Origin of the sequence: Gardnerella sp. DNF00109 (genome assembly GCF_049262845.1) — a bacterium.
Lineage (GTDB): Bacteria > Actinomycetota > Actinomycetes > Actinomycetales > Bifidobacteriaceae > Bifidobacterium > Bifidobacterium vaginale.
Genome location: NZ_CP058406.1, coordinates 1,441,564 through 1,458,561, shown reverse-complemented (window position 1 = coordinate 1,458,561; position 16,998 = coordinate 1,441,564). Strand labels below are relative to the sequence as shown.

Annotated in this window: 29 protein-coding genes and 1 tRNA gene; all 30 read left to right on the top strand. The window is 48.2% G+C overall.

Features of this window, described 5'->3' with window-relative positions:
- Positions 1-4 precede the first annotated feature (4 nt).
- The 30 genes from rplD (at position 5) to HXT20_RS05545 (ending at position 16,532) form a co-directional block, all read left to right on the top strand.
- Complete coding sequence (gene rplD, locus HXT20_RS05690) at positions 5-670, top strand: 50S ribosomal protein L4 (protein ID WP_004114353.1); 666 nt, start codon at positions 5-7, stop codon at positions 668-670.
- Between the two features lie 5 nt (positions 671-675).
- Entirely contained in the window at positions 676-972 is a 297-nt protein-coding gene (gene rplW / locus HXT20_RS05685; protein WP_004114354.1) for a 50S ribosomal protein L23, read from the top strand.
- 34 nt (positions 973-1,006) lie between these two features.
- Complete coding sequence (rplB, locus tag HXT20_RS05680; protein WP_004114355.1) at positions 1,007-1,837, top strand: 50S ribosomal protein L2; 831 nt, start codon at positions 1,007-1,009, stop codon at positions 1,835-1,837.
- A gap of 15 nt (positions 1,838-1,852) precedes the next feature.
- Complete coding sequence (gene rpsS / locus HXT20_RS05675) at positions 1,853-2,131, top strand: 30S ribosomal protein S19 (RefSeq protein ID WP_004114357.1); 279 nt, start codon at positions 1,853-1,855, stop codon at positions 2,129-2,131.
- 16 nt (positions 2,132-2,147) lie between these two features.
- Positions 2,148-2,507 carry a 50S ribosomal protein L22 gene (rplV, locus tag HXT20_RS05670; RefSeq protein WP_004114358.1) on the top strand — a complete coding sequence of 120 codons (360 nt, stop codon included), beginning with the start codon at positions 2,148-2,150 and terminating at the stop codon, positions 2,505-2,507.
- A gap of 2 nt (positions 2,508-2,509) precedes the next feature.
- Positions 2,510-3,325 carry a 30S ribosomal protein S3 gene (gene rpsC, locus HXT20_RS05665; RefSeq protein WP_004114360.1) on the top strand — a complete coding sequence of 272 codons (816 nt, stop codon included), beginning with the start codon at positions 2,510-2,512 and terminating at the stop codon, positions 3,323-3,325.
- Between the two features lie 4 nt (positions 3,326-3,329).
- Positions 3,330-3,749 carry a 50S ribosomal protein L16 gene (gene rplP / locus HXT20_RS05660; RefSeq protein ID WP_004114362.1) on the top strand — a complete coding sequence of 140 codons (420 nt, stop codon included), beginning with the start codon at positions 3,330-3,332 and terminating at the stop codon, positions 3,747-3,749.
- Positions 3,749-4,000 (top strand): 50S ribosomal protein L29, encoded by a 252-nt coding sequence (gene rpmC, locus HXT20_RS05655; protein ID WP_004105502.1) that lies wholly within the window; start codon positions 3,749-3,751, stop codon positions 3,998-4,000. The genes rplP and rpmC overlap by 1 nt, the downstream gene beginning before the upstream one ends.
- Before the next feature lie 2 nt (positions 4,001-4,002).
- On the top strand, positions 4,003-4,269 hold the full coding sequence (rpsQ, locus tag HXT20_RS05650; RefSeq protein ID WP_004114365.1) for a 30S ribosomal protein S17: 267 nt from the start codon (positions 4,003-4,005) through the stop codon (positions 4,267-4,269).
- 90 nt (positions 4,270-4,359) lie between these two features.
- Positions 4,360-4,728, top strand: coding sequence for a 50S ribosomal protein L14 (rplN, locus tag HXT20_RS05645; protein ID WP_004114366.1), 369 nt, complete (start codon positions 4,360-4,362; stop codon positions 4,726-4,728).
- Position 4,729: 1 nt separating this feature from the next.
- The gene (rplX, locus tag HXT20_RS05640) at positions 4,730-5,065 is read left to right on the top strand and encodes a 50S ribosomal protein L24 (RefSeq protein ID WP_004114367.1); all 336 of its coding nucleotides are present in this window, start codon (positions 4,730-4,732) and stop codon (positions 5,063-5,065) included.
- Positions 5,062-5,634 (top strand): 50S ribosomal protein L5, encoded by a 573-nt coding sequence (rplE, locus tag HXT20_RS05635; RefSeq protein WP_004114368.1) that lies wholly within the window; start codon positions 5,062-5,064, stop codon positions 5,632-5,634. The genes rplX and rplE overlap by 4 nt, the downstream gene beginning before the upstream one ends.
- Position 5,635: 1 nt before the next feature.
- On the top strand, positions 5,636-5,821 hold the full coding sequence (locus tag HXT20_RS05630) for a type Z 30S ribosomal protein S14 (RefSeq protein ID WP_004114370.1): 186 nt from the start codon (positions 5,636-5,638) through the stop codon (positions 5,819-5,821).
- 82 nt (positions 5,822-5,903) lie between these two features.
- Positions 5,904-6,302 (top strand): 30S ribosomal protein S8, encoded by a 399-nt coding sequence (gene rpsH, locus HXT20_RS05625; protein WP_004114372.1) that lies wholly within the window; start codon positions 5,904-5,906, stop codon positions 6,300-6,302.
- 16 nt (positions 6,303-6,318) lie between these two features.
- On the top strand, positions 6,319-6,858 hold the full coding sequence (gene rplF / locus HXT20_RS05620; RefSeq protein ID WP_004114374.1) for a 50S ribosomal protein L6: 540 nt from the start codon (positions 6,319-6,321) through the stop codon (positions 6,856-6,858).
- Between the two features lies 1 nt (position 6,859).
- Positions 6,860-7,231: a 50S ribosomal protein L18 gene (gene rplR, locus HXT20_RS05615; protein WP_004114376.1), complete on the top strand. Its 372-nt coding sequence runs from the start codon at positions 6,860-6,862 to the stop codon at positions 7,229-7,231.
- The gene (gene rpsE, locus HXT20_RS05610) at positions 7,228-7,956 is read left to right on the top strand and encodes a 30S ribosomal protein S5 (protein ID WP_004114377.1); all 729 of its coding nucleotides are present in this window, start codon (positions 7,228-7,230) and stop codon (positions 7,954-7,956) included. Before rplR ends, rpsE begins: the two co-directional genes overlap by 4 nt.
- The gene (gene rpmD, locus HXT20_RS05605) at positions 7,956-8,138 is read left to right on the top strand and encodes a 50S ribosomal protein L30 (protein WP_004114379.1); all 183 of its coding nucleotides are present in this window, start codon (positions 7,956-7,958) and stop codon (positions 8,136-8,138) included. Before rpsE ends, rpmD begins: the two co-directional genes overlap by 1 nt.
- A 2-nt stretch (positions 8,139-8,140) precedes the next feature.
- Complete coding sequence (rplO, locus tag HXT20_RS05600) at positions 8,141-8,596, top strand: 50S ribosomal protein L15 (RefSeq protein ID WP_004114381.1); 456 nt, start codon at positions 8,141-8,143, stop codon at positions 8,594-8,596.
- Positions 8,597-8,798: 202 nt separating this feature from the next.
- Positions 8,799-10,139, top strand: coding sequence for a preprotein translocase subunit SecY (gene secY, locus HXT20_RS05595; RefSeq protein ID WP_004116039.1), 1,341 nt, complete (start codon positions 8,799-8,801; stop codon positions 10,137-10,139).
- 63 nt (positions 10,140-10,202) lie between these two features.
- Positions 10,203-10,763 carry an adenylate kinase gene (locus HXT20_RS05590; protein ID WP_004114385.1) on the top strand — a complete coding sequence of 187 codons (561 nt, stop codon included), beginning with the start codon at positions 10,203-10,205 and terminating at the stop codon, positions 10,761-10,763.
- A 148-nt stretch (positions 10,764-10,911) separates the two neighbouring features.
- On the top strand, positions 10,912-11,130 hold the full coding sequence (gene infA, locus HXT20_RS05585; RefSeq protein WP_004105485.1) for a translation initiation factor IF-1: 219 nt from the start codon (positions 10,912-10,914) through the stop codon (positions 11,128-11,130).
- Positions 11,131-11,151: 21 nt separating this feature from the next.
- Positions 11,152-11,265, top strand: coding sequence for a 50S ribosomal protein L36 (gene rpmJ, locus HXT20_RS05580; protein WP_003842636.1), 114 nt, complete (start codon positions 11,152-11,154; stop codon positions 11,263-11,265).
- A 132-nt stretch (positions 11,266-11,397) separates the two neighbouring features.
- Positions 11,398-11,775, top strand: a complete 378-nt coding sequence (rpsM, locus tag HXT20_RS05575) for a 30S ribosomal protein S13 (RefSeq protein WP_004105472.1) — start codon at positions 11,398-11,400, stop codon at positions 11,773-11,775.
- An 83-nt stretch (positions 11,776-11,858) separates the two neighbouring features.
- Entirely contained in the window at positions 11,859-12,257 is a 399-nt protein-coding gene (gene rpsK, locus HXT20_RS05570; RefSeq protein ID WP_004105468.1) for a 30S ribosomal protein S11, read from the top strand.
- A 79-nt stretch (positions 12,258-12,336) separates the two neighbouring features.
- Positions 12,337-13,332 (top strand): DNA-directed RNA polymerase subunit alpha, encoded by a 996-nt coding sequence (locus HXT20_RS05565; protein ID WP_004114387.1) that lies wholly within the window; start codon positions 12,337-12,339, stop codon positions 13,330-13,332.
- A 79-nt stretch (positions 13,333-13,411) separates the two neighbouring features.
- Positions 13,412-13,846, top strand: coding sequence for a 50S ribosomal protein L17 (gene rplQ / locus HXT20_RS05560; protein ID WP_004114389.1), 435 nt, complete (start codon positions 13,412-13,414; stop codon positions 13,844-13,846).
- Between the two features lie 153 nt (positions 13,847-13,999).
- Positions 14,000-15,316 carry an Mbeg1-like protein gene (locus tag HXT20_RS05555; RefSeq protein ID WP_422114314.1) on the top strand — a complete coding sequence of 439 codons (1,317 nt, stop codon included), beginning with the start codon at positions 14,000-14,002 and terminating at the stop codon, positions 15,314-15,316.
- A gap of 98 nt (positions 15,317-15,414) precedes the next feature.
- Entirely contained in the window at positions 15,415-16,347 is a 933-nt protein-coding gene (gene truA / locus HXT20_RS05550; protein ID WP_422114313.1) for a tRNA pseudouridine(38-40) synthase TruA, read from the top strand.
- 99 nt (positions 16,348-16,446) lie between these two features.
- A tRNA-Ser gene (locus HXT20_RS05545) sits at positions 16,447-16,532 on the top strand.
- The last annotated feature ends 466 nt before the right edge of the window (positions 16,533-16,998 follow it).

Sequence of the window (16,998 nt, the reverse complement as noted above, 5' to 3'; positions counted from 1 at the left end):
TTAAATGGCAAACGTAACTCTGAACGTAACTGACACCAAGGGCAATGCAAACGGAACTGTTGAAGCTCCTGCTGAGATTTTCGGCATCTCCAACGAAGACGTTTTGGCTCACGGTCCATTGGTTCATCAGGTCGTTATTGCTCAGCTTGCTGCTGCTCGACAGGGTACTCACGCGGTTAAGAATCGCGCTAATGTATCTGGCGGCGGTAAGAAGCCATGGAAGCAGAAGGGCACCGGACGTGCTCGTCAAGGCTCCATTCGTGCTCCACAGTGGGTGCATGGTGGTGTTGTACATGGTCCAGTTCCTCGCAAGTATGATCAGCGTACTCCAAAGAAGATGAAGGCAGCTGCTCTTCGTTATGCTCTTTCGGATCGTGCAAATGCTGGTCGCATTGCAGTTGTGGACTTTGGTATTAAGGATGTTCCATCCACCAAAGCAGCAGTTGCAGCACTTACACCAGTAACTAAGGATCAGTTCACCACTGTTGTTCTCTCTCGTGAAAACATCAATGAGTGGATGTCTGTTCGTAACATTCCAACGGTGCATGTGATCTTCGCTGATCAGCTCAACACCTACGATGTCATCACCGCTCAGTACGTAGTCTTCTCCAAGGAAGGTTTCGAAGCCTTCGTTGCAGCTAAGACCGAGCCTGAAGTTAAGGAGGCCTGATTTAAATGGTCGCAGTCCATAACCCAGCACATGACATCATTTTAAAGCCAGTTGTTTCTGAAAAAAGCTATGCAGCTTCCGATCGTGGTCAGTACACCTTCGTGGTAGCTCCAAATGCTAACAAGGTTCAGATCAAGCAGGCTATCGAAGAAATCTTCAAAGTCAAGGTAACGAATGTTAACACCTTGAATCGCGCTGGCAAGCTTAAGCGCTCTCGCACTGGCTTCGGTCGTCGTGTGAATCAGAAGCGTGCTATTGTCACCGTGGCACAGGGCCAGACAATCGATATCTTTGGTAACTGAAGGCTAGCCGAGAAAAGTAAAGGAATACTACATTATGGCTATCCGCGTTTATAAGCCTACGACTGCAGGACGTCGTAACGCATCCGTTTCGGACTTCTCCGAGATTACGCGTTCCACTCCTGAAAAGTCGTTGGTACGCAAACTCAGCAAAACTGGCGGTCGTAACTCTTACGGTCGCATGACTTCCCGCCATCGCGGCGGCGGACACAAGCGTCAGTATCGTCTCATCGATTTTAAGCGTTGGGACAAGGATGGCGTGCCAGCAAAGGTTGCTCATATTGAGTATGACCCTAATCGTTCCGCTCGCATCGCATTGTTGCATTATGCAGATGGTGAGAAGCGCTACATTATCGCTCCTGAAGGCATTTCCCAGGGAGATGTTATTGAGACTGGCGCCCAGGCTGATATTAAGCCAGGCAACAACTTGCCTCTTAAGAACATCCCAACTGGTACCGTGGTGCACGCAATCGAGCTTCGTCCACTTGGTGGCGCAAAGATTGCACGCTCCGCAGGTGCTGCCGTTCAGCTCGTAGCTAAGGATGGCGCTTACGCTCAGTTGCGTATGCCATCTGGCGAAATTCGTAACGTGGACGCTCGTTGCCGCGCTACAATCGGCGAGGTTGGCAACTCTGACCACGCTAATATCGAGCTTGGTAAGGCAGGTCGTGCTCGTTGGCTTGGTCGCAGGCCAATCACCCGAGGCGAATCTATGAACCCTGTTGATCACCCTCATGGTGGTCGTACCCGTGGTGGTAAACCACCTGTTTCTCCATGGGGCAAGGGCGAGGTTCGTACCCGCCGTCCGAAGAAGGCTTCGAACAAGATGATTGTTCGTCGTCGTCCGAATGGTAAGAACCGCAAGTAAGGGAGTGTCGAACAGATGACTCGTAGCATCAAGAAGGGCCCTTTCGTCGACGCCCACTTACAGAAGAAAGTCGACGAACAAAACGACAAGGGCACGCATAACGTCATCAAGACGTGGTCGCGTCGTTCGATGATCACTCCTGATTTCATTGGACACACCTTTGCCGTACACGATGGCCGCAAGCATGTGCCGGTATTCGTTACCGAAGCAATGGTTGGTCATAAGCTCGGTGAATTCGCCCCAACCAAGACCTTCAAGGGTCATGTGAAGGACGACAAGAAAGCACGCCGCTAAAGGAGAGTTAGGACACATGGAAGCTAAAGCAATCGCTCGTCACGTACGTGTGACGCCGCGCAAGGCTCGCCGCATGGTCGACCTCATCCGAGGCAAGCGTGCAAGCGAAGCTATTACCATTTTGAAGTTTGCTCCTCAGGACGCATCTTTACCAGTGCGTAAGGTTCTTGAAAGCGCGATCGCTAACGCTCGCGTTAAGGCTGAAAAGGCTGGAGAACCATTCCGTGAGCAAGACTTGGTCATCAAGGAAACCTATGTGGATGAGGGTGTAACGCTTAAGCGTTTCCGCGCTCGTGCACAAGGTCGCGCTGCGCGCATTAACAAGCGCACAAGCCATATCACTGTTATCGTCTCGCTTAAGGAAGGGGATCGCTAAAGATGGGTCAGAAGATCAATCCTTTCGGCTATCGCCTGGGCATTACCGAGAATCATCGCTCTAGGTGGTTCTCTGATTCTACTAAAGCCGGCGAGCGTTACCGTGACTTCGTCCTTGAGGATGACAAGATTCGCAAGGAAATGAGCCATGACCTCGAACGTGCAGGCGTGTCCCGCATCGTTATCGAGCGTACTCGTGACCGCGTTCGTGTTGATATTCACACCGCTCGTCCAGGTATTATTATCGGTCGTCGTGGCGCAGAAGCCGAGCGTGTTCGTGCAAAGCTTGAGAAGCTCACTGGTAAGCAAGTACAGCTCAACATTTTCGAAGTGAAGAATGCTGCACTTGACGCTCAATTGGTTGCTCAGGGAATTGCGGAACAGTTAACCAATCGCGTTACATTCCGTCGCGCTATGCGTAAAGCACAGCAGGATGCAATGCGCGCAGGTGCAAAGGGTATCCGTATTAAGCTCTCTGGTCGTCTTGGTGGCGCCGAAATGAGCCGTTCTGAGTTCTATCGTGAGGGTCGCGTTCCACTGCAGACCCTGCGTGCCCTTATTGATTACGGCTTCTTTGAAGCTAAGACTACCTACGGCCGTATCGGCGTAAAGGTATGGATTTATAAGGGTGATATGACCGAGCGTGAGTTCGAAGAGCAGCAGGCCCAGCAGGGTAAGCGTGAAGGTCGCCGTGGCGATCGTCGTCCACGTCGTGGCGCACGCTCTGCCAACCAGCAGAAGGCTGCCGAAGCACAGGCTGAGAAGCCAGCTGAAGCTGCAGCTGCTGAAGCTCCTGCCGCAACGGAAACGAAGGAGTGAGCAGATGCTTATCCCAAAAAGGACTAAATATCGCAAGCAGCACCGTCCTACCCGTAGCGGCATGTCTAAGGGTGGAACCGCTATCGCTTTCGGCGATTTCGGTATTCAGGCGCTGGCTCCGGCGTACATCACTAACCGTCAGATCGAGGCAGCCCGTATCGCAATGACCCGCTATATTAAGCGTGGTGGTCGCGTGTGGATTACGGTTTTCCCTGATCGTCCATTAACCAAGCACCCGCTTGGTGCACGAATGGGTTCCGGTAAAGGCGCTCCAGAATTCTGGATTGCTAACATCCATCCAGGTCGTGTAATGTTCGAGATCGGTGGTGTTTCTGAGGACGTCGCTCGCGAGGCTTTGCGCCGCGCTATCGACAAGCTCCCAATGAAATGCCGTGTTATTGCGCGTGAAGGCGGTGACATCTGATGCCAGTCGGAACTGCAGACTACACCATCAAGAATTTAAACGAGAAGACTAATGCTGAAATCGAAGGCTTCTTAAAGAAGTCCAAGGAAGAGCTTTTTAACTTGCGCTTCCAGGCAGCAACTGGTCAACTCGAAAACAGCGCTCGCCTCAAGGCGGTCAAGCACGACATAGCCAGGATGTATACTATCCTGCGTGAGCGTGAACTCGGCATCAGCCAAGAGCCTGGCGCCACTGAGGTCAAGGAGAAGTAAGCATGGCTGAGAACCAAGAGCGCAACTTCCGCAAGGTTCGTCGCGGCTACGTCGTGTCCGAGGCCATGGACAAGACAATTGCCGTGGAGCTGGAGCAGCGTTCGACACACCCACTTTACGGTAAAGTCGTCCGCTCCACACGCAAGGTCAAGGCACATGATGAACACAATGAGGCGCATATTGGCGATCTCGTGAGTATCATGGAAACTCGGCCTTTGAGCAAGACCAAGCGTTGGCGTCTCGACTCGATTATCGAGCGCGCCAAGTAAACAAGTTCAGCAAGGCTCCGCGCTTCACCTGTGCCTGTTGTTTAGTAGGTACGGGTGAGCGGGGAGAACCAGCTCGACTAAGGAGAATCAATGATTCAGCAGGAAACGCGGCTTCATGTCGCCGACAACACGGGTGCTAAGGAATTGCTTGCCATCCGCGTGCTCGGTGGATCGAAGCGACGCTATGCCGGCATCGGCGACATCATCGTCGCCTCCGTTAAGGATGCTATTCCTGGCGGGTCGGTCAAGAAAGGCGACGTAGTTAAAGCTGTCGTCGTCCGTACTGTCAAGGAACATCGTCGTGTTGATGGTTCCTATATTAAGTTCGACGAGAACGCCGCTGTTATTCTCGGCTCTGGCCGTGAACCAAAGGGCACTCGTATCTTTGGACCAGTCGGTCGTGAATTGCGTGATAAGCGCTTCATGAAGATTGTGTCCCTCGCCCCGGAGGTGATCTGAGATGGTAGCCAAGATTAAGTCCGGCGACCAGGTAAAGGTTATCCGCGGCAAGGATCGCGGTAAGGAAGGCAAAGTACTTCGTGTACTCGCCGAAGACCGTTTGATCGTCGAGGGTGTTCAGGTTGTTAAGAAGCATGTGCGTGCTACCCAGCAGGGTCAGCAGGCAGGCATCGTCTCTGTTGAGGCTCCAATTCACCGTTCTAACGTTATGGTGATTGACCCAGAGACCAAGCAACCAACCCGCGTGGGCGTGATTGTTAAGCAAGAAGCTCGCGACGGCAAAGTAAAGACCGTGCGCGTGCGTGTAGCTAAGAAGTCCGGAAAGGAGCTGGCATGACCGATACTACAGTTGAGGCGCCGGCAACTCCGCGCTTAAAGCAGCAATACAATGATCAAATCGTTCCAGCTTTGGAAAAGGAATTTGGCCACACTAATCCTATGCAGGTGGCTCGTTTGCAGAAGGTCGTCGTCTCTATGGGCGTTGGCGCTGCAGCTCGCGATTCCAAGCTTATCGAAGGTGCGATTAAGGATCTCACTTTGATCACTGGTCAGAAGCCAAAGGTTACTAAAGCTAAGAAATCTGTTGCGCAGTTCCATTTGCGCGAAGGTCAGGCTATTGGCGCTTACGTAACTCTTCGTGGTGATCGTATGTGGGAATTCTTGGATCGTTTGCTCACTCTGGCTTTGCCACGTATCCGCGATTTCCGTGGTATTAATGGCAACCAGTTCGACGGTCAGGGTAACTATAACTTTGGTCTTACGGAGCAGTCAATGTTCCACGAGATTGATCCTGATTCGATTGATCATCAGCGTGGTATGGACATCACCGTGGTGACCACCACCAAGGACGATGTGGAAGCGAAGTCGCTACTTAAGCACCTCGGTTTCCCATTCAAGGAGAACTGATATGGCAAAAACCGCTCTGAAAAACAAGGCGGCCGCTAAGCCGAAGTTCAAGGTGCGCGCTTATACGCGTTGCCAGGTTTGTGGTCGTCCTCACTCCGTGTATCGCAAGTTCGGTCTGTGCCGTGTATGCCTTCGTGAAAAGGCACATCGCGGTGAGTTGCCGGGTGTTACGAAGTCCAGTTGGTAAATATCGACGCTGAAGGTCCACTGCTTTAAGAATAACTAAAACAGGCGGTGGAAACCACGGCGAGAAAGGGCGTTAGCCCAACATGACAATGACAGATCCTATCGCAGACATGTTGACACGTCTGCGTAATGCGAGCGCGGCAAAGCACGATACCGTGGAAATGCCGTACTCCAAGTTCAAGGCGAATATCGCCGAGATTCTGAAGCGTGAAGGCTATATTAAAGACTTTGCTGCTAAGGAAGCCAAGGTTGGACAGACTTTGGAAGTCACATTAAAGTATGGCTCCAATGGTCAGCGTTCCATCCAGGGCATCAAGCGCATTTCTAAGCCAGGCTTGCGTCGTTACGCAAAGTCTGATTCTTTGCCTATGCCTCTTGGTGGTCTCGGTATCGCTATTATCTCGACCAGCTCGGGATTGTTGACTCAGAAGGAATGCCTCGACAGAGGCATTGGCGGCGAAATCGTCGCCTACGTATGGTGAGAAAGGAGAGCTGAAAATGGCATCGCATATTGGTAAGCTCCCCGTCGACATTCCTGCAGGCGTGGAAGTAAAGATTGAAGGTCAGTCCTTTAGTGCTAAGGGCGCTAAGGGTTCTGATTCCTATGTAATTCCAGAAGGTATTACCGCTGAAGTTGCTGATGGCAAGATCGTTTTAACCCCAGCTGATGATTTGCGTCCAACTCGTGCAAAGCACGGTTTGGCTCGTGCAATCGTAGCGTCCATGGTTAAGGGTGTGCATGAAGGCTACACCAAGACTTTGGACATTGTTGGAACTGGTTATCGTGCTGTGATGAAGGGTAAGGGCATTGAGTTCTCACTCGGATATTCTCACACTATTACCGTTCAGCCACCTGAGGGTATTGAGTTTGAATTGCCAAACGCAAATCAGGTAATCGTCAAGGGTACTGACAAGCAGGCCGTTGGTCAGGCTGCCGCTAACATTCGCAAGCTGCGTGCTCCAGAACCTTATAAGGGTAAGGGCATTAAGTACAGCGATGAGCGTATTTTGCGCAAGGCTGGAAAGGCTGGTAAGTGATATGAGCGTTAAGATTTTCGGTAAGGGTACCAAAGTCGCGCGTTTGCGTCGTCACGCCCGTCTTCGTAAGCGCATTTCTGGCACTCCAGAGCGCCCACGTTTGGTAGTTTCTCGTTCTAACCGTCACATGGTTGCTCAGATTGTGGATGACACTAAGGGTCTTACCCTTGTAAGCGCTTCCACCTTGACTTCTGACTTCGCTGGTTTTACTGGTACGAAGACTGAAGCTGCTACCAAGGTTGGCGAGTTAATCGCTGCCAAGGCGAAGGAAGCGGGTATTACCGCTGTAATCTTCGATCGTGGCGGTAATAAGTATCATGGTCGCGTCGCAGCAGTAGCTGAAGGCGCCCGTCAGGGAGGTCTAGCACTGTGAGCGATAACGAAAAGGAAACCCAAGTGGCTGAAGAAACTCAGAACACTCAGGCATCCGCCGAGGAGCGTACTGACGATCGCCGTTCCCGTCGCTCTAAGGGCGAAGGTAAGCGCGGAGAGCGTCGTAACCGTCGTGAAGAAAACCGCGGCGAAGAGCTTCTGGATCGCGTAGTTACTATTAACCGTGTTTCCAAGACTCACAAGGGTGGTCGTACCTTTAGCTTTGCAGCACTTGTTGTTGTTGGCGACGGTAAGGGCACTGTTGGTGTTGGCTACGGTAAGTCTCGCGAAGTTCCAGCAGCTATCGCTAAGGGTCAGCTTGATGCTAAGAAGCATATGTTCACTGTTCCACGTATTCGTGGTACCGTAACCCACCCTGTGTTGGGTCACGATGCTGCTGGCACAGTTTTGCTTCGTCCAGCTGCTCCAGGTACTGGTGTAATTGCTGGTGGCGCTGTGCGTGCTGTTATGGAGTGCGCTGGCATTACCGATATCCTCACCAAGTCCATGGGCTCTGCAACCGCTGTTAACGTGGTTCGCGCTACTGTGGATGCTTTGAAGAAGCTTGAAGAGCCAGAGGAGATTTGCGCTCGTCGTGGACTTTCCCTCGAGGAAGTTGCACCAGACGCATTGCTTCGTGAGCGCGCTGCAGGCATTGCCGAAGCTCGCAAGGCTCGTGAAGAAGCTCAGGCTGCTAAGGCTGCCCAAGCAAAGGATGGTGAGTGATGGCTAACTTGAAGATCACTCTGGTGCACGGTTTGGTTCATTCCACCGAGCGTCAGCGCGCGAACGTTCAAACTCTCGGTCTTCACAAGATTGGCCAGAGCGTTGTTCGCGAGGACAATCCAGTCAATCGTGGCTTGGTTATGGCCGTTCGCCACTTGCTGAGCGTTGAGGAGGTTGACTGATTATGGCTAATGAAGAACCAATGTTGCACATGCACACGTTGCGTCCAGCTCCAGGAGCTAAGAAGGATCGCATTCGCGTGGGTCGTGGTGAAGGCTCTAAGGGTAAGACTTCGGGTCGTGGCGATAAGGGTACGAAGAAGCGTTACCAAGTTCGTCCAGGCTTTGAAGGCGGCCAGCTTCCACTTTACATGCGTTTGCCTAAGCTTCGTGGCTTTAAGAGCCCATTCAAGAAAGAGTTCCAGGTTGTTAATGTTGCAGCCCTCGAAGAGCTCTTCCCAAATGGTGGCGAAGTTACTGTTGCTGATTTGGTAGTTAAGGGCGCTGTGCGTGATGGTTACCCAGTTAAGGTTTTGGGTGATGGCGATCTTAAGGTTGCTTTGACTCTTAAGGGAGTTAAAGCTTCTGCATCTGCTAAGGCCAAGATTGAAGCTGCTGGTGGCTCTGTTAGCGAAGAGTAATGTACTCAGCTGATAATGCTAATTAACGCAGTGATTTGACTGTTTAATAATCCCTCTAGTTTTGGCTGGAGGGATTATTTTTTATTGTCTAAACTCACGGAATGACTGTATCGGTATGCACCGTGATATAAACTATTGCCTCAGAGTTTGTTTTTTTACTGTTGCGCCTAGATCGTAGCGCAAAAAAGGGAGGAAGACCCAGGTGAAAACGTTAATCCAGGCCTTCAGGACGAAGGAGTTGAGGAATAAGATCCTCTTCGTCTTCGCAATGATTATCATCTACAGAATTGGTTCCTTTATTCCAATTCCTGGCGTTGATTACAAAGTTATACGTGCTTGCACAGCTAAGCTTGCCTCTTCTAGTGAAAACTTTATTGGTTTGGTGAACCTGTTCTCTGGTGGTTCGCTTTTGCAGCTGTCTATTTTTGCATTGGGCGTTATGCCTTATATTACGGCGTCTATTGTTATTCAGCTGCTTAGGGTTGTGATTCCTCGTTTTGAGGCTCTTCACAAGGAAGGTCAGTCTGGAGAAACAAAGCTTACTCAGTACACTCGTTATTTGACTATTGGCTTGGCAATTTTACAGTCCACAACCATTTTGGTTACTGCACGTTCTGGTGCACTATTTAATTATCAGTGTGGTCAGGTTATTCCAGATGGCTCTATGTGGAGCTTACTGGTTATGGTTTTGATTATGACTGGTGGCACTGGTTTGATCATGTGGATGGCAGAACTTATTACGGATAAGGGTATTGGTCAGGGCATGTCAGTGTTAATCTTCATGTCTATCTGCTCTGGCTTCCTTCCAAAGCTGTGGGAAATTGGTTGGGGAACCAATGGTACTAATGGCGATTGGACCAAGTTCTCTATTGTCGGTGGCGTTCTGCTTGTAATTCTTATTTTTGTTGATTTCGTGGAGCTTGCTCAGCGTAGAATTCCTGTACAGTATACGCGCCGAATGATTGGTCGTAAGATGTATGGCGGTTCTTCTACATACTTACCTCTTAAGGTCAATATGAGTGGTGTTATCCCACCAATTTTTGCATCCTCGATTCTTGCTATTCCAACTCTTCTTGCTCAGTTCGGTGATAGTCGTAAGGATTGGGTGCGTTGGATTAATGCCAATTTAGCAAACTCTACTTCTGTGTGGTACATAGCCTTGTACACAGTTATGATTGTGTTCTTCTGCTTCTTCTACACTGAGATTACTTTTAATCCAGATGAAACTGCAGATAACATGAAGGAATACGGCGGTTTTATTCCAGGTATTCGTGCTGGTAGTGCTACAAGTCGCTATCTTAGCTATGTCATGAATAGATTAAACACTGTTGGTGCTGTCTATTTGCTATTCGTAGCGTTGATTCCAACAGTTTTGATTATGTCTTTGCACCTTAATATGAAGCTTCCATTTGGTGGTACTACGATTCTTATTATCGCAGGTGTTGGTTTGGATACTTTGCGTCAAGCCAAGGCTCAGACCGAGCAGTTCCAATATGCTGGATTCTTGTTTGATCATAACGATAGTAAGCAAGTTGCTAAATAGTATTACTAGATAGGTTTTGTTGTTAAGATTTGCGATGGAGCATAAAGAAACAAGGAGATTAATATGCGATTGCTAATTATGGGACCACAGGGCGTTGGTAAGGGCACTCAGGCTGCTTTGCTTGCAGAGCATTATGGGATTCCTGCTATTTCTACTGGCGATATTTTCCGTTACAACTTGAAGAATCAAACGGAGCTTGGTAAGAAGGTTCAGGGTTATCTTGATAAGGGTGAGCTTGTTCCAGATGAATTGACAAATAGCATTGTTAAGGATCGTCTTGCTCAGGATGATGCTAAGAATGGCTGGATTCTTGATGGATATCCACGTAATGCGTCTCAGGTTAAGGCTTTGGATCTTATGCTTGAGGAGCTTGGTACTCCTTTGGATCACGTTGTTGCTCTTGAAGCGGAGCGTGAGGTTTTGCTTGAGCGTATGAAGAAGCGCGCAATTGAGCAGGGTCGTTCAGATGATACTCCTGAGGTAATTGCTACTCGTTTGGAAACTTACGAGAAGGAAACTGCTCCTCTTCTTGATATTTATGAAAGCCGTGGTCAGCTTGTTGAGGTTGATGGTGTTGGCGATATTGCTGAAATCAACAATCGCATAGTTGAGTCTTTGGTATGAGATTTATTTAAAATTTAGATTTTCTCGTATTTATAATGCGCCTTTTGCGACACGCCGAGTGTTGTATTGGGCGCATTTACTGTATCATAGAAGATTGGCGTGTCTTCGGATACGTAAAGTAGTACGTCCAAGGAACGGAACGAGGCTCATGGCAAAAGACGGTGTGATTGAAGTCGAAGGCACGGTAGTTGAAGCACTGCCAAACGCGATGTTTCGCGTTCAGCTTGAGAACGAGCACATTGTACTGGCTACGATTTCTGGAAAGATGCGTAAGAATTATATTCGTATTCTTCCTCAAGATCGTGTTGTGCTGGAGATGAGCCCTTATGATTTGAACCGTGGTCGTATTACGTACCGCTATAAGTAAAGGTACAAGCAAAGGAAAACCATGAAGGTCAGCCCTAGCGTGAAGAGGATCTGCGAAAATTGCCGCGTGATCCGCCGTCACGGTCGCGTCATGGTGATTTGCATCAACCCACGTCATAAGCAGCGTCAGGGCTGAGTGGATCCCCACCGCGAAGATAAAGGATAAGGCGCTAAGTCGCAGCTAAAGCTGAACCCTGGGTGCGCAGGCCCAGGCCGCAGGATTGCGGGAGACTTGGTGCACGACCTGCGTAATAGTAAAGGAATTACAATGGCACGTCTTGCCGGAGTAGATATTCCCAATGAGAAGCGCATTGAGATTGCCCTCACCTACATTTTTGGTGTAGGCCGTACTCGCGCTAAGGAAACGCTTGCCGCGACCGGTGTTAATCCGGATACCCGCGTCAAGGATCTTACGGATGAACAGTTAATCACTTTGCGTGATTATCTTGAAGCTAATTATAAGATTGAAGGCGATTTGCGTCGTGAAATCGATGCAGACATTCGTCGTAAGATTCAGATCAACTGCTATCAAGGCCAGCGTCATCGCAAGGGTCTTCCTGTGCGTGGTCAGCGTACTAAGACTAATGCTCGTACTCGTAAGGGTCCGAAGCGTACTGTCGCCGGGAAGAAGAAGGCCACCAGATAGTAGTCGGTGGTCGGCTCTAGGCCACGAGTTAATTCTCATCGCCTAGACATACCAACTAATTCGTCATTAGGAAACGAGGGTCAATGGCAGCTGCAAAGCAAGCCTCGCGCAAGCCGCGTCGCCGGGACCGCAAGTCGGTACCGGTTGGGCAGGCGCATATTAAATCAACATTCAATAACACGATTATTTCCATCACCGATCCATCGGGTGCAGTCCTTTCTTGGGCTTCCGGTGGCGATGTCGGCTTTAAGGGTTCCCGCAAGTCGACTCCTTACGCTGCAGGTATGGCTGCTGAGTCTGCTGCTCGTAAGGCAATGGAACATGGCCTGAAGAAGGTCGACGTGTTTGTTAAGGGTCCAGGTTCCGGTCGTGAAACCGCTATCCGTTCCCTTCAGTCCGCGGGTCTTGAAGTCGGTTCTATTACCGACGTCACCCCACAAGCGCATAACGGCGTTCGCCCACCAAAGCGTCGCCGCGTCTGAGCACTCTTACGAATCCATCCATCCAACCCGCTTATGGGCGGCGAGTGCACCACCGACCAGAAGCTGAAAGGATACAAAAGTGCTTATCGCACAGCGTCCAACACTTACCGAGGAATCACTGAATCCCCAGCGTTCTCGCTTTACAATTGAGCCGTTGGAACCAGGTTTCGGATACACGCTCGGCAATTCGCTGCGTCGTACCCTATTGAGCTCCATTCCAGGTGCTGCCGTAACTTCGGTACGCATTTCTGGTGCTCTCCATGAGTTCACGACTCTGCCAGGTGTTGAAGAGGATGTCACTGAAATCCTGCTGAACATTAAGGGTATCGTACTTACAAGTGAGTATGACGAGCCAGTAGTGATGTATCTTCGCAAGAGCGGCAAGGGTGAAGCAACAGCTGGAGATATTACTCCTCCTGCTGGCGTCACTATTGCCAATCCAGAGATGCATATCGCTACACTTGCTGAAGATGGTGAGCTTGAAATTGAGTTCACCGTGGAGCGCGGTCGTGGATATGTACCTGCTCAGATGAACAAGCAGGAAAACAGCGAAATCGGTCGCATTCCAGTGGATTCGATCTACTCACCAGTTTTGAAGGTGAGCTATAAGGTCGAAGCTACCCGCGTGGAACAGCGCACGGACTTCGATAAGCTCATCCTGGATGTGGAAACTAAGCCAGCTATTACACCACGAGATGCAGTTGCATCTGCTGGTTCGACTTTGGTTGAGCTTTTTGGTCTTTGCCGTGAGCTTAACGTCGATGCAGAAGGTGTTGAAGTTGGTCCAGCTCCAGTCATGGGAGAAGTTGATTCTCAGATGGCTACTCCGATTGAGGATTTGAATCTTACGCAGCGCAGCTACAACTGCTTGAAGCGTGAGGGAATCCACACTGTTGGTGAGCTGGTAGTACACACTGAGCAGGATTTGCTCGATATTCGTAATTTCGGCATGAAATCCATCGATGAGGTTAAAGAGAAATTGCAGTCTATGGGATTGTCTCTTAAGGCCTCGCCGCTTGGCTTTGACGCCAATAATCTCGAAGGTGGCACGTTCTTCTCGCCAGAAGACGAGTAAACAGTCCACCGCCAATCGTCGTGGTTTTTGGATGTTCGGGTTTTTGCCCACCTGAATTCTGCGACAATAAGGAGTAATAATGCCTACACCGAAACAAGGGCCTCGTCTGGCTTCTAGCCCAGCGCATGAGCGCCTGATGCTGGCCAACATGGCTACTAGCCTCTTCCAGCACGGTCGTATTGTGACTACTTTGCCAAAGGCAAAGCGTCTTCGTCCACTTGCTGAGCGTTTGATAACATTCGCTAAGCGTGGCGACTTGCATTCGCGCCGCCGTGTGTTGCGCGTGATCCGCAATAAGTCCGTTGTTCACATGCTTTTCACTCAAATTGCTGAGCAGATGAAGCAGCGTGAAGGTGGCTATACCCGCATCGTTAAGATGGCTCCTCGTCGTGGTGATACTGCTCCACAAGCTATTATTGAGCTTGTTGTTGAGCCAGTAAGCCCAAAGAAGGCTGTCGTTAAGGAAGCTGAGTCTGCTGCTAAAGTTGCTGCTAAAGAAGAAGCAGCCGAGTAGCTTAGATTAGCATCTTGATGCATCGGTAAGTAAATCTTTCTACGAGTAGTCGTCGTGTTTTAGATTTATTGAACGGGTTGGAGTTTTATCTCCAGCCCGTTTTTCTATATCTGATATATCTTTTCTATATCTGGTATCAATTATTATTGAAATATGACAAATATTCTCGATTTAGTGAATAACGATTTTACTAACTTTAAAGATAGAAAATTCAACGCCGTAGATTCGCTTATTTTATGCGAGTTGGCGTATGTTTGCATGCCTGAATCGATTCCAAAGTATAATGACGATTCTAACGCACTAGCAACCGTTCCTTTAAGCGAATTGCTTCGCGGTGAGGATTTTTCTTCAATGTTTAGCTCTGGTTCAGCTAAAGTTGATGATTTTCGAAAGAGTCTTCTTCTCGCTGTTGCAGCTAGTCCGCGATATAGGGGAATGCGAGTCGGCGAGGTTCTTGAGCGTTTTGATGAGTCGAAGGTTGATGATTCGTGTGAACAGCAGTTTGCTGCAGTTACTTTTGATTTGACTGATTGTATTGGCTATAGATGTTTTGTTGTTGCTTTCAGGGGGACTGATAACACTCTTGTTGGGTGGAAGGAAGATTTTAATATGGCTTTTCGCTGCCCAGTTCCAGCTCAAGAGTCTGCTGCAGAATATTTGCTCTCTATATCTAGGCGCGCGTGTAAAGATTCTTGCAAAAGTGGCGGTATTCGTGGGATTTGTAGCAGTGTTGCCGATTATTTCGCGAATTTGTTTAATAAGAAGAATGATTTTAAGAATATCGATCTGGATAAGGTCGATCTAGAAAATAGCGATAATAAGAATAGCAATCTAGAAAATAGCAATGATTGCGATTTAAGTGATAATCCTAAAATATTTGTTGTGGGTCATTCAAAAGGCGGGAATATGGCTGCATATGCGGCAATGCGTTTGGATGCAGAAAATCAACAACTTGGTGATCTTGTCAGTAAAATTTATTCTATGGACGGTCCTAGTTTTGGCTCGGATGTTGTTGATCCAAAGGTTTTTTCTCGCGTTGTTTCCAGAATCGAAAAAGTTGTTCCGCAATCTGCTTTTATTGGATTGATTATGGATACTGGCGTACCGTATAAAGTTACGGTTGCTGAGTCGATTGGATTGATGCAACATTTTGGCATGTATTGGCAGGTTAAAGACGGAGATTTTGACTATTGTGATCATGTAACTCCGCGTGCGCTTGCTGTTTCTAAAGCTGCTAATGATTGGATGTTGAATTTGCCTTTCGAAGAGCGAAAACGCAGAATCGATAGTGTTTACAACGCTTTAACTAGCTTAGGATATCCTACTTTTGATGAAATTTCTGCGCATTGGTCTGAGCTTTTGCCGAAAATATTGAGCATAGCAACGCATATGGATTCAAAGACTTATGAGTTAATTCGTAATATTATGGGTGCGTTTACTGGTGTTGGTGGAGCAGAACATAAGAATTGAAAAGATTATCGTTGCAGTCTGGCGACTAAGGCGACTAAGGCGACTAATATTCGGTTTTTTTTTCTAATAATTGTATAATTTTTTGGAAGGTTTTTTTGATGCGTCTTCGTTTAGATTTAGCTTATGATGGCGGTGATTTTTACGGTTGGGCTAGGCAGCCGAATTTAAGAACAGTTCAAGGCACTTTGGAAGACGCTTTATATAAAGTTTTGCGTGTACATGATGGCGATTCTTGTTTTCCGCTTCGACTAACAGTTGCTGGGCGCACGGATACTGGTGTTCATGCTTCTTATCAGGTTTGTCATTTAGATGTAGAAGATGATATTTTACAAAATTGTGTTTGCCACACAAATCTGACGCCTGTAAAAGCTTTAGAATATAGGCTTCGTGGTGTTTTGCCTAAAGATATTTCGATTCACAGTGTAAGCATTGCACCAAGCGGTTTTGATGCTCGTTTTTCTGCGCTTGATCGCACATACGTGTATAGGATTAGTGATGCGGCAAATCGCGAGAATTTGGATCCGCGCATGCGTGGTTTTGTGTTACAACTTGACTACGATTTAAACGTTGATGCCATGGATCAGGCAGCAGCTATGATTGTTGGTTTGCACGATTTTGGGTCTTTCGCCCGTCCAAATCCTGGTGGAACTACGATTCGCTGCGTTAAAAAAGCGGTTTGGAATCGCGTTTGTTTGGATGGTTGCGCGTCTGTTGGTTCGGATATTGTTTCTAGATCAACTGGCAATATTCCGCCTATTGAGCATGGTTTGATTGAGTTTACTATTGTTGCTGATGCGTTTGCACATAATATGGTTCGTTCTCTTGTTCAGGCTTGTGTACAAGTTGGTTGCGGTAAGCGTTCCGTTGACTGGTTTAAGGATAAGATTGAAAATCCGATTCGAGAAGGATCTACTGGTCCTATTGCGGCTAATGGTTTGACTTTGGAATATGTTGAATATCCTCCGAAAGATCAACTTGAAGTTAGGGCTAATGCGATTCGCGCTCGTCGAACTCTTGAAGAACTTGATTGATTGTTTGCAAAATTCTCAACACAAATTTGTGTATATTCTAGGGTTGGTTTACAATTGAAAAGTTGCGTTTCTTTCTGCGTTTTGCAGTTTGCGCAAAATGGATGAATGTCCGAGCGGTCTAAGGAGCACGCCTCGAAAGCGTGTGAGGGTTACACCCTCCGCGAGTTCAAATCTCGCTTCATCCGCAAGCAGGGTTTCTAGCGATTGGCTAGAAGCCCTTTTTGTTTGCGTTTGTGTATTTTTGCCTGCGTTTGTTTCTTTTCGCCCGATATTGTTTCCAAAATCGCCAAATACGTAAACAATCTCGGGAAAATGTTCTTGCTTTCGTTTCTTTTTGCCCGCATTTGTTGTCATATTTGCTAAAAAAGGGAACAAACGCGGGATAGTAGGTGTTGTGTTGGTGGGGTGTCGGCGTGTTGCGTGTGTGGGTTGTGTGGAATGTTGATTTTTCAATGGTTTAGTAGTGCTAGTGTTCTTGTCTGAGTAGTTTCCTGAGAAAAGTCTGGGAAAATTCTTTAAAAACCTTGAAACAATGTGTTTTTACGGTTTTATTAGTGTTAATCCACAAATATTATGGTGAAAATAGTTTTTATTGTGGATTAGTTTGTGTGTAACATTATTTTTTTCTGTTTGTTTTGTATGGCTGCCTCT